The organism is Pseudomonas sp. Y24-6, from assembly GCF_020295325.1.
In the GTDB taxonomy this organism is placed as follows: Bacteria; Pseudomonadota; Gammaproteobacteria; order Pseudomonadales; family Pseudomonadaceae; genus Aquipseudomonas; species Aquipseudomonas gregormendelii.
Genome location: NZ_JACBXG010000016.1, coordinates 76,568 through 89,032 on the forward strand (window position 1 = coordinate 76,568; position 12,465 = coordinate 89,032).

Genomic DNA, 12,465 nt, shown 5'->3' on the forward strand with positions numbered 1-12,465 from the left:
GGGTGAGGGCACCATTGGTTTGCAGGAGCGAGCTTGCTCGCGAAAAACCTGAGGACGCTGCGGGGCGCCTGATGCCCCGCGTTATCGTTTTCCTCCATCGCGAGCAAGCTCGCTCCTACAAGGTTGTTAGAAGCGGTACTTCGCCGAAGCCGTGATGCTGCGCGGGGCGCCGTAGGTCAGGGCACCGTACGCATCGAAGATGTCGAAGTACTTCTCGTCGGTGACGTTGTTCGCGTTGACCTGTGCCGAGAGGTTGTCGGTGATCTCGTAGCGCGCCATCAGGTTGACCAATGCATAGGCGTCCTGCTGGATCTTCTCGGAGTTGCCGGCCGGGTTGGTGGCGTAGGTGTAGATCGAGTCCTGCCAGTTGACGCCGCCGCCAATGGTCAGCTTGTTGAACGCGCCGGGCAGGCGGTAGGTGGTGAAGGTACGCAGCAATTTGGTTGGGTACAGCGTGTTCACGTCGTCGCCGTTGGCATCTTCAGCGGTGAACTGGGTGTAGCCCACCGAAGCATTCCAGTCGGTGGCGAGTTCGCCGGACACTTCCAGCTCGAAGCCCTTGCTGGTTGCGCCTTCGCTGGCTTCGTATGCAAAACCGCCGACTGGGTTCGAAGGATCGATCAGCACGCCGGTGCTTTGGCCCAGGTTGTCCTGTTTGATCTGGAAGATCGCTGCGGAGGTGTTCAAGCGGCCGCCGAAGAACTCGCCCTTCAGACCCATTTCGGTGCTCTCGCCGACGATGGGCTCCAGTGTCTGGCCACTGCTGTCGCGCACCGATTGCGGCAGGAAGATTTCGGTGTAGCTGGCATAGGCCGAGATGTTGTCGGTGAGGTCATAGACCACGCCGGCATAGGGGGTCAATTCGTGGTCAACATCCACCTTGCTGACTTCCGAGAACACGTCGTCACTGGTCTTTTCGTACCAGCTTTCGCGCGCACCCAGAATCACCTTCAAGTCGTCGGTCACGTTCAGGCGGGTGGCGGCGTAAAGACCCTTCTGGCGAGTCTCGCTGTAGCCATAATCGGTGCGCGGCCCCCAGACCGGCTCGGCAAAGTTGCCGTCGTAGGCATCAAAGTCGGCCACGCCCTCAAAACCGGTTTGCGCATCCAGTGAGTCGGCGTCGAATTTCTGCTTGCTGTCCACGTAACCGAAGGCCAGCTCATGCTCGCGGCCCAGCAGCGAGAACGGCCCATTGAAGCGAATGGCGTAGTCGTCCTGAGTGGTCTCGGTCTTGTAGGTTGCCGGGAATGAAGACATGGGCGCGCTGCCGTTGCGGCCTGGATTGCCCGAGAGGTAAAGCAGGGAAGAGTCACCGGTGCGCTCGCCACGGTTGTAGCTGAGGTTCATCTGCCAGTCGTTGGCAAATTTGTGATCGAGATTGACGAAGTAGGTGTCGTAAGTGGTGTCCCACTTGCTCCATTTGGCCGAGGTAGTCTTGGAGCGGCTCCAGTTGGTCCGGCCGCCGTCCGCGTACCAGACCGGCAGGCCGCCCCACATTGGCGAGTCCGTCTTGTTTTCCTGGTGGCTCAAACCAAACCAGAGGGTCGTGTCTGGCGTCAGGTCGATGTCCATGGTGCCGTAGAGGGTCTGGCGCTTGTCGGAGTTCATGTCGATCCAGGTGTCGCCCTCGTTGGTCTCGCCAACCAGACGCGCGCGAACCGTGCCTTCCTCGTTCAGCGCAGTGGCCACATCGGCCTCGACGCCATAAGTGTCCCAAGTACCGGCGCTTAGTTCCACCGAACCTTTCAGGGCGGTGCTGCTGGCGCGCTTGCGCACCATGTTGATCGACGCCGACGGGTCGCCTGCACCCGTCATCAAACCGTTGGCACCGCGCACCACTTCAACACGGTCATACATGGCCAGGCTGCTGAAAATCTCCCCCGAACTCCACGGCTGCTCGTAGATGGTGGGCACGCCATCGATCATCAACGAGTTGAGCTCGAACCCGCGGGCGTTGAACTGCGCGCGGCTGGTCTCGTAGCGGTTCACCGACACACCCGTGGTGTTGTTGACCACGTCGACGATGGTCTTCAAATCCTGATCCTGGATGCGCTGCTGGGTAACCACGCTGACCGACTGCGGGGTCTCGCGCAGCGACATGCTCAAAGGCGTTGCAGTGCGAGCTGCATCTGTCGTGTAGGAGTTCGTGTCTTCGGTCACGGCACTGCGTTCGCGGGCGGCAGTCTCGGTGATCGCGATCGGAGCCAGGTTCAAAGAGTTTCCATTCTCTTTTTGTTCAGTCTGTTCCGCCGCCTGCACCGAGGGTGCAGTCAGGGCGATACCGGCAGCAAGAACGTGCACTGCCAGGGCCAGGGGGCGCAGCTGAGATGGCGAGCGCAGGGTGGCGGAGTTTTTTGAACGCGAGGAAATGGGGGCGATCATGCGAATTCTCATTCGGTTTGCTGTTATTGAGAATCCTTATCATACGCAAATGTAATTATATGTGAAATGAGGTTTTTACTTATTTGGGAACATTTATCAGTTGTGATAGCGTCTTAACTCCTGAACTGGACCGTTTGCTGATTTATGGCCCTACCTGAACGCCTCACCCTGACCCAGTTGGTTGAGATCCATTACGAGGACATCAAGGGTTATATCCAGCGCAGGGCCGGCTCTGCGGCCATCGCATCGGACGTTGTCCAGGAAACCTGGCTGCGTGCGGCCAGGCATTGCGCCAGGCAGCCGGACAAGCCCCTGGCCTATCTCTACCGCACGGCGACCAACCTGTTGCTGGACAAGCAGCGACAGGATTCGACCCATTGCCGGTACTTTGGGGACAGCGAATGGGCCGAGGAGGCCGAGTGCCCCCTCGCGCCCCCCGAGAAGGCCGCCGGCACTCGTCAGGAACTGGAGCTACTGGCCCTGGCGCTAGGAGATCTCCCGGAGAAATATCGGGCCGTGTTCCTGCTGGCCCGCTGCGAAGGGTTCACCCAGCGCGAGATCGCCGCACAACTGAACATCAATGAAAGCACCGTCGAAAAGCAGATCGCCAAGGGTATGCAGCACTGCCGCGCCCGTCTGGAGCGCGGGTATGTCGGCAACAGATCCAGGCTGAGCTGACTTCGACCGCAGCTTGATTGTGGCGCCGTCGAGTGAAGGCGCTCTTATGGAGCGCGTTCTGCCCGGTGCACTGGGTTGAAGCAAGTTGCGGGTCTAATGAGCAAGGGCTGAGTGACGCAATCTGCCAAGATTGTTAGCCTGCTCACGAATTGGCTTGGACTTTGCTATCAATTTGCCATCTGAAAGTCGCAGTTGGTGAAGCAAATGTCGCTATCAAGTCATTCAATGCAGTTGTCCCCTAACGAAAAGCGCTGGCTCCCCTGGTTTGGCAAGACCGGAAAAATCAAGATGGGCTGGTCATGCTGGCTCAATCGCTCTGCCGCCCCGGTGCTTGAACAGACTTTCGAGGCGATCACTGAAACACGGGTTCAACTCCTGCAAAACTGGACGCGCGAGCAGTGGGACCATCTGGCCGAGCTGGCCGATAATATCGGTCGGGATTTCGCCCATATCGACAGCACTTCGTTAACGGACAAGCTCGCCCAGGCAGAAGATTTTTCCGAGCTGTTTGTCGTTGACCCAAGCGGCAACCTCATTGCCTCGACATGGAATAGGCGCGGCAAAACCCCTTTCGCCTATCCCCGGGCATTGGTCGAAGGCCTCAAGGCGCCGTTTCTCCATGGCCCTTATATTGATCCATTGACCCTGCAGATCGGTCCATCGTCCTCGCGCTTTCACGATGAAGTGACGCTGATGTTCTACCAGCCCGTGCAGGTCGATGGGAAAGTCCTCGGCTGCCTCTGCGGTCGCGTGCCCAATGACGTGCTGGGGGATCTCATCCAGCGTGAGGCCGGGCACCTGTACGCCGAGTCTGGCGATAATTATCTGTTCATGGCGCAGTCGCGGTTTGATCCGGCCATCAAGCCGGGCACCGCCCTGTCACGCTCACGTTTCGAAGACGGCACGTTCACCCACGGCGAAAATCTGAAAAGCGGGGTGAATACGCCGTGGAAGACCGTGCAGATTCAGCGCCACACTGAGCTGGAGCTGCGCTTTACCGACCCGGCAACGCAACAGCTGCACCCGGGCGTACGCGAAACCATCCGCATGGGTTCCAACCTGTTCGTTACCTATCCTGGCTACTCGGACTATCGGCACATTCCGGTCGTCGGCAAGGGCATTACTTTCCAGTTGCCAGGCTCCCATGATCGCTGGGGCATGATGTGCGAAGCCGATCTGGAGGAGGTCTACCGGCGGCGTTCACTCAGCTATGGCTTGATGAAACCTTTCCTCGCGACAATGACCGCGTTGCTGGCGTCCAACTTCCTGGTCCAGCATTACAGCGGCCTGGCCCAGGACATGATCGATGCCATCGAGCTCCTGAGCATGCTGTGTGCCACGGTCCTGTTCAGCCAGTGGGGCCCCAAGCGGCTTGCGGCCAGGCTCAACGAGATGACCGGAGTGATCAGGACCATCGCCGAGGGTGAGGGCAACCTGCGACAGCGTCTGGACACCACGCGCATGGCCAACGATGAAACCGGGGACATGGGGCGGTTGATCAACAGTTTCATTGACCACCTGGACTCGGTGGTAGGCCAGGTGGTGAAGGCCAGCAACAATGTCGGCACCACCAATCAGATGATGCTCGGGCGCAGCCAGGAGGCCGGCGTCACGTCCTCGGAGGTCGCGCATGCGGTTCATCGCCTGATGATCATCGTTGAAGACCAACTGGGCGAGATCCAGCAGGCCTCGGCCAGCGCAGAACAAATGAAGCAGGCGATGGATGAGGTGGTCTCCCGTGCCCGTGAACAATTTCTCGCCGTACAGGAAGGCACGCAGTCCATTCGGGATGTGGTACAGCGCTCTTCTTCCAGCGTGCAGTTGCTCGACAGCAACATGACCCAGATCGGCAACATCACCGGCCTGATCAGCGACATCACCAACCAGACGAATCTGCTGGCACTCAATGCAGCCATCGAGGCAGCACGTGCGGGCGAGCATGGGCGAGGCTTCGCGGTGGTCGCCGACGAGGTACGCAGCCTCGCCTCACGAACTTCAAGGGCGGCGGACGATATCAGGCAGATGGTCGAAGGTTTGCAGAATGAAACGCAAAAAGCCGTCAGCTTCATGGAGGAGGGCGTCAAGGACGTCGATAACAGCCTGCGCCTGGCCGAAGATGCATCCTCGGAAAACGTACAATTGCACCAGGCCGTGGAGAGCATGTTTGCGATTATTCAACAACTCAACAAGCACAGCCTCGACTGTGGCAAGACGATCAAGAAGGTCGACCAGTCCTCATTGGAAATGCGCCAGACCGTAGTGGTGCTGCAAAACAGTGCGGAAACAGTGAGGCTCAATGCCAACAAACTGCAAAAACTCGTCGGCCAATTCGAGGTCAGTAGCAACGTCGAGCGAGGGGCGGCCGCCTGATTTTACTGGACGAGACGCGCGCTTATCGAGCTCTCGTCTCGCCCAGAATCCTCGAGGCGTCCTGCGCCGGAGGAAGGCCGAACACCCGCGCGTAATCCCGGCTGAATTGCGTTGCGCTCTCGTATCCGACTTCAAAGGCGGCGGCCATCACGCTCCTGGCATTGGCCACCATCAGCGTCCGCGCCTGGAGCAGGCGTACGCGTTTTTGATACTGCAACGGGCTCAAATTGGTCACCGCCTTGAAGTGCCGATGAAACGCCGAGACGCTCATTGACGCACGGTGTGCCAGGCTTTCCACCCTGATCGGCTGGGCAAAGTCTCGGCGAATCCATTGGATAGCCATGCTGACGCGGGCCATGGCGGTATCCGGGGCGGCGATCTCGCGCAGCATCCAGCCGTGGGGACCCTGCAGCACACGGAACAGAATCTCACGCTCATACACCGGGGCCAGGGCGGCGATGGCCTGGGGGTCGCCCATCAGTCGCAGCATGCGCACCCAGGCATCCATCAATTCGGTGGTCACTGACGCCACACTGAAGCCGGGGTTGTAGTCGTAGCGTGCGCCAGGTTTGGGCAGGTCGGCGAAGAGTGCCGACAGCACGCTGGGGTCCAGCGTCAGGCTCACGGCCAGATAAGGCTCTCCGGACTCGGCCGGATGCACCGAGCCTACTGCCGGCAGGTCTATGGACATGACGAAATAGGTCGCCGGGTCATACCGCAGCGTGCGGTCGCCCACGGTCATGCTTTTGCTGCCCTGCAGGATCAGGTTGATCATCGGGTCGTAGACCGCCGCCAGCAGGTGCTCGGGAATTTTACCCTGCACCATGGCCACGCGCGGAATGCCCGTCTCGGTTCGGCGATTTTCAGCGCCGGCCGCGAGCGATCGCAGCTCATTCAATCGATTATCCATGCCGGGCATGCTGAGGGCAGAGCAGGTTGGCGTGCAAGCGAAAAGCAGAAACAGGCAGGTTTCGAGCAGGAACGGGTACGACCCCGGTGGCTGCGATCAGTACTGTGGAGGCACGTTTGAACCACAGAGGAACATGAAATGAGCGTGATCGTAATCACTGGCGGCAGCCGCGGGATCGGCGCAAGTGCCGCCGAACACATTGCCCGGTCAGGCCTGGGGGTGATCCTCACCTACAACACCAACCCACAGGCTGCGGCTGCAGTCAAAGGGCGCATCGAGCAAGCCGGTGGCAAGGCCGTCGCGCTCAAGCTTGATGTCGCTGACGTAGCCAGCTTCCCGGCGTTTCGCGAGTCGGTGGCACTGGCCTTGCGCGAATCCTGGCAGGCGACCACCCTGGCGGGCTTGGTCAACAACGCCGGGTACGGCCTGTTCAATCCCCTGGCCAGCGTCAGCGAAGCGCAGTTCGATGGCCTGTGCAATGTCCACCTCAAAGGCCCTTTTTTCCTCACCCAGACGCTGCTGCCACTGCTGGCGGACAACGCCAGTATCGTCAACCTGACCAGCGCCACGACCCGCGTGGCCACCTCTGGCGTGGCGCCCTACGCGGCGTTCAAAGGCGGGCTGGAGGTGCTCACCCGGTACATGGCCAAGGAGTTTGGCGAGCGCGGCATCCGTGCCAACGCCGTATCGCCTGGTGCTATTCGTACCGAACTGGGCGGTGGGCTCAATGATGAGTTCGAAGCCATGCTGGCAGCGCAAACAGCGCTCGGCAGGGTCGGCGAGCCGGAGGATGTGGCACGGGTCATTGCCATGCTGCTGTCCGAGGACGGCGCCTGGATCAATGCCCAGACCATCGAAGTCGCCGGCGGCTACAACATCTGAACACGCGAGGGCTACAGCATGCTGGATCACATTTTTCTTTCAGTGAGCGACATCAAGCGCTCCATCGGTTTCTACGAAGCGACGTTGGCACCACTGGGTATCACCGTGCGGCTGGACTACGACGGAAAAGACGGGCCGCCGGGTCATCCCGATCTCAAAGGCTTCGGCGCCAATGGCCGGATATTTTTCTGGTTGCGCGAAGGGGTAGTCGAGGGCGCAGCGGTGCACGTGGGGTTTGTGGCCAACAGCCAGGCTGAGGTCGAAGCCGCCTATGCGGCTGCCATTGACAGTGGCGCGGTCGATAACGGCGCGCCTGGCGCACGCCTGCATTATGACCCGAACTACTACGCCGCCAATGTGCTGGACCTGGACGGGTACAGCCTGGAATTCGTCTACAAAAACTGGCAGCACGCCCAATGAAAACGCTACTGATCTACGGTGCCACAGGCTACACCGGGCGCATGGCCGCCGAGCGCGCCAAGGCTTTGGGTCTGCAGTTTGAAATTGCCGGGCGTCATCAGCCCCGGCTCGCCGCCCTTGCCGCGCAACTGCAGGTACCGTTTCGCGTATTTGATGCAGGGCCGGGGGCGGAGACATTTTTGTCTGGGATAAATGTATTGCTGAACTTCGCGGGGCCATTCGCACAAACCGCAGACGCCCTGATGCATGCCTGTCTCCAGGTCGGGGCCGACTACCTGGACATCACTGCCGAGATCAACGTCTACCGGCTGGCCGAGCGGCTGGGCGCTGAAGCGGTGCAGGCGGGCGTGATGCTGTTGCCGGGCGTCGGATGGGATGTCGTCCCGACAGACTCGCTGGCAGTGCATGTCGCCCGACGTGTGGAGCAGCCTCGCGCTTTGAATATCGCGCTTCAGGTTCCTGGATCGATGTCCCGGGGATCGGCCATGAGCGTCAGCGAAATCACCGGCGCGGGCGTCCTCGCCAGGGTTGATGGCGAGCTGGTTGCCACTCCTGATGCGCAGCCACGCCACTTTGATTTTGGTGACGGCCCGGTCCTGTGTGTGCCGCTGTCGTTCGGCGATCTGGTGACCGCTTGGCATTCGACCGGTATCCCCAACGTTGCGATGTTCGTGCATATCGCCGGCGATGCGTTTCCTGAAGGAGACCTGGCGCAACTGCCGGATGGGCCGACGGCCCAGGAGAGGGATGCGCATCGGGCACGGGCCGTGGTGGAAATTACCGGGGCTGATGGCCTGATCGCAAGATCGATGATCGAGACGGTAAACGGTTACTCGTACACGCCGTTGGCGGCGGTCGAAGCCGCCCGCCGAGTGCTGCAAGGGGACCGCCGGTCGGGCTTTGCCACCCCGGCGCAGGTCTTCGGTGGTGGATTTGCCGAGAGCATTGACGGCACGCTGATCACCGATCGTTAGGGTTTTCGTGCCTTCGCGCCCGTGGCCGTGATCAGGCCGCTCGATGGGTAGTCAGAACCGCAGTCCGCTGATTGTCGTCAGTTCGCCTATTCTCATGGTCCACCCGGGAAAACCATTGGCCTTGAAGTGACTGCAAACCTGAAGAGGCCGGGTGGCCAGGCAGCGCGCAGAGGCCCGTCATTTCATTCTGGAGATGCGAGCATGGGCTACGTCACTACGCAGGACGGTGTTGAGATCTTTTACAAAGACTGGGGGCCACGCGATGCCCCGGTGATCTGCTTTCATCACGGATGGCCTCTCAGCGCGGACGACTGGGATGCGCAGATGCTGTTTTTTCTGGCGAACGGTTATCGGGTCATTGCGCACGACCGGCGTGGCCACGGGCGATCCAGCCAGGTCTGGGACGGACACGACATGGATCACTACGCTGACGATGCCGCGGCCGTCGTCGACCATCTGGGCGTACAAGGCGCAGCCCATGTGGGGCATTCCACCGGAGGCGGCGAGGTCATCCATTACATTGCTCGCCATGGCGAAGACCGAGTGTCGAAGGCCGCCATCATCAGCGCCGTGCCGCCCTTGATGGTGCAGACCCCGAGCAATCCCGGCGGCTTGCCAAAATCGGTTTTCGATGACCTGCAGGCACAGCTCAAGGCCAACCGCGCGCAGTTCTACCATGACGTTCCGGCGGGACCTTTCTACGGGTACAACCGCCCTGGGGCAAAACCGTCCGAGGGGATCATCCTGAATTGGTGGCGGCAAGGCATGATGGGCTGTGCCAAGGCGCACTATGACGGGATCGTGGCCTTTTCCCAGACCGACTTCACCGAAGATCTGAAGCGCATCACCATTCCAGTGCTGGTGATGCACGGTGATGATGACCAGATCGTGCCGTACGAAGACTCTGGACCTTTGTCGGCAAAGCTCCTGCAAAACAGCACACTGAAAACCTATTCGGGCTTCCCCCACGGAATGCCGACGACCAACGCCGACACCATCAACGCCGACTTGCTCGCTTTCCTGCGAGGTTAGGCAAAGGGGCAGGGGTTGCGTGAATGCTCGCAGCCCCTGCACCCATTTTCACTGTCCATGTGCGTGAACAGTGATGTCAAAAACCAGGGATTATTTTTCTTCGAGCAGTCCACTAGCATCGTTGGCAATCAACTGGACCCGGAGAACACCATGAGCAAGCCCGAATTTTTCGTCACCCCAGGTTATGGCGACTACCTGCGCGAAAACCTGCATTACTCCCAGGCCGTCAAAGTTGGCAACCGCATTGAAACGTCAGGCCAGGGCGGTTGGGATGACGAGTTCAACATTCCCCCATTGCTCGCTGACGAGATCGGCCAGGCGTTTGCCAACCTGACAAGAACCTTGGCTGCGGCGGGGGCTGGCTGGGAGCACGTGATTCACGTCAACTCCTACCATGTAGGTGGTTTTCCTCCCGAAGTGAACGAGGCGATGGGCAAGTGGTACCGCCACTACATGCCCAACCATGCGCCGATCTGGACGCAGGTCGGGGTCGAGTCCCTCGGGTTGCCGACCATGCGCATCGAGATCCGTGTCACGGCAATCATTGCTTGATGCCGAACCTTTCAATCACCCAATCGATAAACACTTTGAGGCGAGCATTCTGATGACGATTGGGTGGGTACATGACCTGGAACGGCATGGCCGGTCGCGACCAGCTTTCCAGTACCGGCACTAACTGGCCCGTATCGAAGTAATGCTGAACAATCGAGCGAAAATGCTGCCCGACGCCAAAGCCCGCGAGCAGCATTTCCTTGAGGCCATTGCCTTCGTTAGTCGTAAACGCGCAATTGCCCACCTCATGCCGGGTCGTCCCTCGCTCGAAAATCAACGGCTCTGCGGTGTTCGATGGAAAAAAGTAACCCACCCTCAGATGGTTGTTCTCCAGGTCATCAGGGGACTGTGGCGTGCCCATGCGCGCCAGATAGCTGGGGGCCGCGCAGGTGACGTATTCGAGCTCGGCGATTTTGCGACTGATCATGGCCATGTCCTCGGGCTTGCCCGCACGAATTACGCAGTCCACCCCTTCACCCACGATGTTGACCGGCCGATCACTGATCCCCAGGGCAATGGTGATGTCCGGGAACTCGCGGTGAAAATCCACCAGCGCCGGGATCAACAGGCCATTGGCGAACGATGCCGGCGCATCCACTCGCAAGTGACCGTGGGCCTTGAGCTTTCGCCCGCGCACAGCGTTGTCCACCTCGTCCAGTTCGGCCACCAGGCGCACGGCATGCAGGTGGTAATCCAGGCCTTCGAGCGTGGGTGTAAGCGCACGCGTGGTGCGCTGAATCAGCCTGATGCCCAGGTGCTTTTCCAGGTCGGTAATCAGTTTGCTGACCGTGGAGCGTGGGAGCGCCAGCTGTTCGGATGCCCGACTGAAAGAGCCGGTTTCGATGACCCGGACAAAGGCGCGCAGCGCCAGGAGTTGGTTCATGCGGATGTCTACCTCGGTAAAACACAGGGGTTCACACGGATGAACAGCAGACGCTCACGCTCCTGATCGGCGTAGTAGCGGTAGCCCGATGGCGATCTACCGACAGGGGGTATTAGCCCCACGGCTTCGTAGTAGCGGATAGTGACCGCTTTGGTTTGGGTAGCTTTCGCCAGGCGGCGACCGTGTAAGTGGCCCCTATTCATTTCCCTTGACCTTATAGCCGCTAGAACCTTCATTCTACTCACTTCCGGCGATTGGCCCACGCGCCCGTATATGTGCGTCATCTACAAGCAAGGGATCAATGGGTTACGCCTGCTAAAGAAATAGAGCGAGGTCGGCATGAAGGAAACGTTGCGTAGCGCCATAACTGAAGCCTTCCGCGAGGCTGGCCTGGCTGTGAGGCACAGGGACTTTCAGGCGGCCTACGGCTGGTTGGAGCGGGCGCACATCCTTACCCAACGCATCCCGCTGGCTCACGCGAAATCTCATTGGCTCATGCTGAAACTGGGGTGGCTCACGAAGGATTGGCGGGAGGTTGCGGGCCAGCTCCCGCGCATTGTTGCAGCCCTGGTGTTTTCCACGATCTGGGTCCCAGTCGGCAACACGGGAAGAGCGCGCATCAGCGCATTTTCTGCCATGCCGCTCAGCACCGAACTGGAAGATCTGTTGCGCGAAGACTAGTGCACATCGAACGCCCGCAAGACCTGCCCGCGATGGCTCACGAAGGATGCGCGGGAGGTTGCGGGCCAGCTCCCGCGCATTTTCGCAGCCCTGTTGTTTGCCACGAGCTGGGTGCCAATCGGTCACACAGAAAGAGCGCGCATCAGCGCATTTTTCTGCCAGGCCGCTCTGTGCCGAACTGTAAGACCTGTTGCGCGAAGACTAGTGTAGTTTAGCGATCACCTTGATCTCGAAGTCAAAGCCGGACAACCAGGTCACGCCGATAACGGTCGCCGTGGGGTAGGGAGCGTCGCCCCAGTACTCGGCCGCAACTTCCCAGATAGTTTCGAATTTCGAGTCGGGGTCTACGATGAAGATGGTCGTGTCGACCACATCCTCGAAACTACTGCCGGCCTCGGCCAGGATCGCATTCAAATTGGTGAAGGCCAGGCGAACCTGTGCCGCGAGGTCCGACTCGGTCGAGCCATCCTTGCGGCTGCCGACCTGACCGGACACGAACAAAAAGCCGTTGGAGCGAATCGCCGGCGAGTAGCGGTGCAATTCGTACAATGCATGGCGGTCAGGCGGGAAAACGACATCACGTTTGCTGGTCATTGCATAGCTCCTTCGGGGCCATCGCGGCCCGCTGTTTACGATGGAGCCACTGTAAAAAGAAGGCAGGCCTGGATAAACGGGCAACTCTGGTCATGACTGTTTGTAGA

General features: G+C 60.0%; 13 protein-coding genes and 1 pseudogene. 9 read left to right on the forward strand and 5 right to left on the reverse strand.

Going from position 1 to position 12,465, the window contains the following annotated elements; translation table 11 throughout:
* Positions 1 to 126 precede the first annotated feature (126 nt).
* A complete protein-coding gene (locus HYI44_RS25140; RefSeq protein WP_122839986.1) occupies positions 127 to 2,382 on the reverse strand; it encodes a TonB-dependent siderophore receptor in 2,256 nt (751 codons plus the stop codon).
* Between the two features lie 144 nt (positions 2,383 to 2,526).
* Here HYI44_RS25140 and HYI44_RS25145 point away from each other — a divergent pair, with 144 nt between their 5' ends.
* Together HYI44_RS25145 and HYI44_RS29700 are read left to right on the forward strand one after the other, a co-directional pair.
* Positions 2,527 to 3,060 (forward strand): RNA polymerase sigma factor, encoded by a 534-nt coding sequence (locus HYI44_RS25145; RefSeq protein ID WP_225570785.1) that lies wholly within the window; start codon positions 2,527 to 2,529, stop codon positions 3,058 to 3,060.
* 1,719 nt (positions 3,061 to 4,779) lie between these two features.
* A complete protein-coding gene (locus tag HYI44_RS29700) occupies positions 4,780 to 5,430 on the forward strand; it encodes a methyl-accepting chemotaxis protein (RefSeq protein ID WP_412548511.1) in 651 nt (216 codons plus the stop codon).
* A gap of 22 nt (positions 5,431 to 5,452) precedes the next feature.
* Here HYI44_RS29700 and HYI44_RS25155 read toward each other — a convergent pair whose 3' ends face one another.
* On the reverse strand, positions 5,453 to 6,340 hold the full coding sequence (locus HYI44_RS25155) for an AraC family transcriptional regulator (RefSeq protein WP_225570787.1): 888 nt from the start codon (positions 6,338 to 6,340) through the stop codon (positions 5,453 to 5,455).
* Between the two features lie 138 nt (positions 6,341 to 6,478).
* Between HYI44_RS25155 and HYI44_RS25160 the strand changes: the two genes are divergently transcribed.
* From HYI44_RS25160 to HYI44_RS25180, 5 genes are all read left to right on the forward strand, one after another.
* Positions 6,479 to 7,222 carry an SDR family NAD(P)-dependent oxidoreductase gene (locus tag HYI44_RS25160; RefSeq protein WP_225570788.1) on the forward strand — a complete coding sequence of 248 codons (744 nt, stop codon included), beginning with the start codon at positions 6,479 to 6,481 and terminating at the stop codon, positions 7,220 to 7,222.
* Between the two features lie 18 nt (positions 7,223 to 7,240).
* Positions 7,241 to 7,642: a VOC family protein gene (locus HYI44_RS25165; RefSeq protein ID WP_225570789.1), complete on the forward strand. Its 402-nt coding sequence runs from the start codon at positions 7,241 to 7,243 to the stop codon at positions 7,640 to 7,642.
* Complete coding sequence (locus tag HYI44_RS25170) at positions 7,639 to 8,616, forward strand: saccharopine dehydrogenase family protein (RefSeq protein ID WP_225570790.1); 978 nt, start codon at positions 7,639 to 7,641, stop codon at positions 8,614 to 8,616. The genes HYI44_RS25165 and HYI44_RS25170 overlap by 4 nt, the downstream gene beginning before the upstream one ends.
* Positions 8,617 to 8,817: 201 nt before the next feature.
* On the forward strand, positions 8,818 to 9,648 hold the full coding sequence (locus HYI44_RS25175; protein ID WP_225570791.1) for an alpha/beta fold hydrolase: 831 nt from the start codon (positions 8,818 to 8,820) through the stop codon (positions 9,646 to 9,648).
* 150 nt (positions 9,649 to 9,798) lie between these two features.
* The gene (locus HYI44_RS25180) at positions 9,799 to 10,200 is read left to right on the forward strand and encodes a RidA family protein (protein WP_225570792.1); all 402 of its coding nucleotides are present in this window, start codon (positions 9,799 to 9,801) and stop codon (positions 10,198 to 10,200) included.
* Here the strand turns inward: HYI44_RS25180 and HYI44_RS25185 are convergent.
* A complete protein-coding gene (locus tag HYI44_RS25185) occupies positions 10,190 to 11,083 on the reverse strand; it encodes a LysR family transcriptional regulator (RefSeq protein WP_225570793.1) in 894 nt (297 codons plus the stop codon). The two genes, HYI44_RS25180 and HYI44_RS25185, sit on opposite strands and share 11 nt — an antisense overlap.
* Positions 11,084 to 11,091: 8 nt before the next feature.
* On the reverse strand, positions 11,092 to 11,367 hold the full coding sequence (locus HYI44_RS25190; protein WP_318653946.1) for a MerR family DNA-binding transcriptional regulator: 276 nt from the start codon (positions 11,365 to 11,367) through the stop codon (positions 11,092 to 11,094).
* A gap of 55 nt (positions 11,368 to 11,422) precedes the next feature.
* On the opposite strand from HYI44_RS25190, the gene HYI44_RS25195 reads away from it, so the two are divergent.
* Both HYI44_RS25195 and HYI44_RS25200 read left to right on the forward strand, forming a co-directional pair.
* Positions 11,423 to 11,764, forward strand: a complete 342-nt coding sequence (locus HYI44_RS25195; RefSeq protein WP_225570795.1) for a DUF3703 domain-containing protein — start codon at positions 11,423 to 11,425, stop codon at positions 11,762 to 11,764.
* Positions 11,765 to 11,812: 48 nt separating this feature from the next.
* Positions 11,813 to 11,974: pseudogene (locus HYI44_RS25200) on the forward strand (DUF3703 domain-containing protein); the annotation flags it as partial.
* Here the strand turns inward: HYI44_RS25200 and HYI44_RS25205 are convergent.
* The gene (locus tag HYI44_RS25205; protein WP_225570796.1) at positions 11,966 to 12,358 is read right to left on the reverse strand and encodes a RidA family protein; all 393 of its coding nucleotides are present in this window, start codon (positions 12,356 to 12,358) and stop codon (positions 11,966 to 11,968) included. The pseudogene HYI44_RS25200 and the gene HYI44_RS25205 sit on opposite strands and share 9 nt — an antisense overlap.
* Positions 12,359 to 12,465: the final 107 nt, after the last annotated feature.

Excerpts from the sequence above, each read along its gene's own strand:
- HYI44_RS25140 (WP_122839986.1), bottom strand. The coding sequence starts at position 2,382 with ATGATCGCCCCCATTTCCTCGCGTTCAAAAAACTCCGCCACCCTGCGC.
- HYI44_RS25145 (WP_225570785.1), top strand. The coding sequence starts at position 2,527 with ATGGCCCTACCTGAACGCCTCACCCTGACCCAGTTGGTTGAGATCCAT.
- HYI44_RS29700 (WP_412548511.1), top strand. The coding sequence starts at position 4,780 with ATGGATGAGGTGGTCTCCCGTGCCCGTGAACAATTTCTCGCCGTACAG.
- HYI44_RS25155 (WP_225570787.1), bottom strand. The coding sequence starts at position 6,340 with ATGGATAATCGATTGAATGAGCTGCGATCGCTCGCGGCCGGCGCTGAA.
- HYI44_RS25160 (WP_225570788.1), top strand. The coding sequence starts at position 6,479 with ATGAGCGTGATCGTAATCACTGGCGGCAGCCGCGGGATCGGCGCAAGT.
- HYI44_RS25165 (WP_225570789.1), top strand. The coding sequence starts at position 7,241 with ATGCTGGATCACATTTTTCTTTCAGTGAGCGACATCAAGCGCTCCATC.
- HYI44_RS25170 (WP_225570790.1), top strand. The coding sequence starts at position 7,639 with ATGAAAACGCTACTGATCTACGGTGCCACAGGCTACACCGGGCGCATG.
- HYI44_RS25175 (WP_225570791.1), top strand. The coding sequence starts at position 8,818 with ATGGGCTACGTCACTACGCAGGACGGTGTTGAGATCTTTTACAAAGAC.
- HYI44_RS25180 (WP_225570792.1), top strand. The coding sequence starts at position 9,799 with ATGAGCAAGCCCGAATTTTTCGTCACCCCAGGTTATGGCGACTACCTG.
- HYI44_RS25185 (WP_225570793.1), bottom strand. The coding sequence starts at position 11,083 with ATGAACCAACTCCTGGCGCTGCGCGCCTTTGTCCGGGTCATCGAAACC.
- HYI44_RS25190 (WP_318653946.1), bottom strand. The coding sequence starts at position 11,367 with ATGACGCACATATACGGGCGCGTGGGCCAATCGCCGGAAGTGAGTAGA.
- HYI44_RS25195 (WP_225570795.1), top strand. The coding sequence starts at position 11,423 with ATGAAGGAAACGTTGCGTAGCGCCATAACTGAAGCCTTCCGCGAGGCT.
- HYI44_RS25205 (WP_225570796.1), bottom strand. The coding sequence starts at position 12,358 with ATGACCAGCAAACGTGATGTCGTTTTCCCGCCTGACCGCCATGCATTG.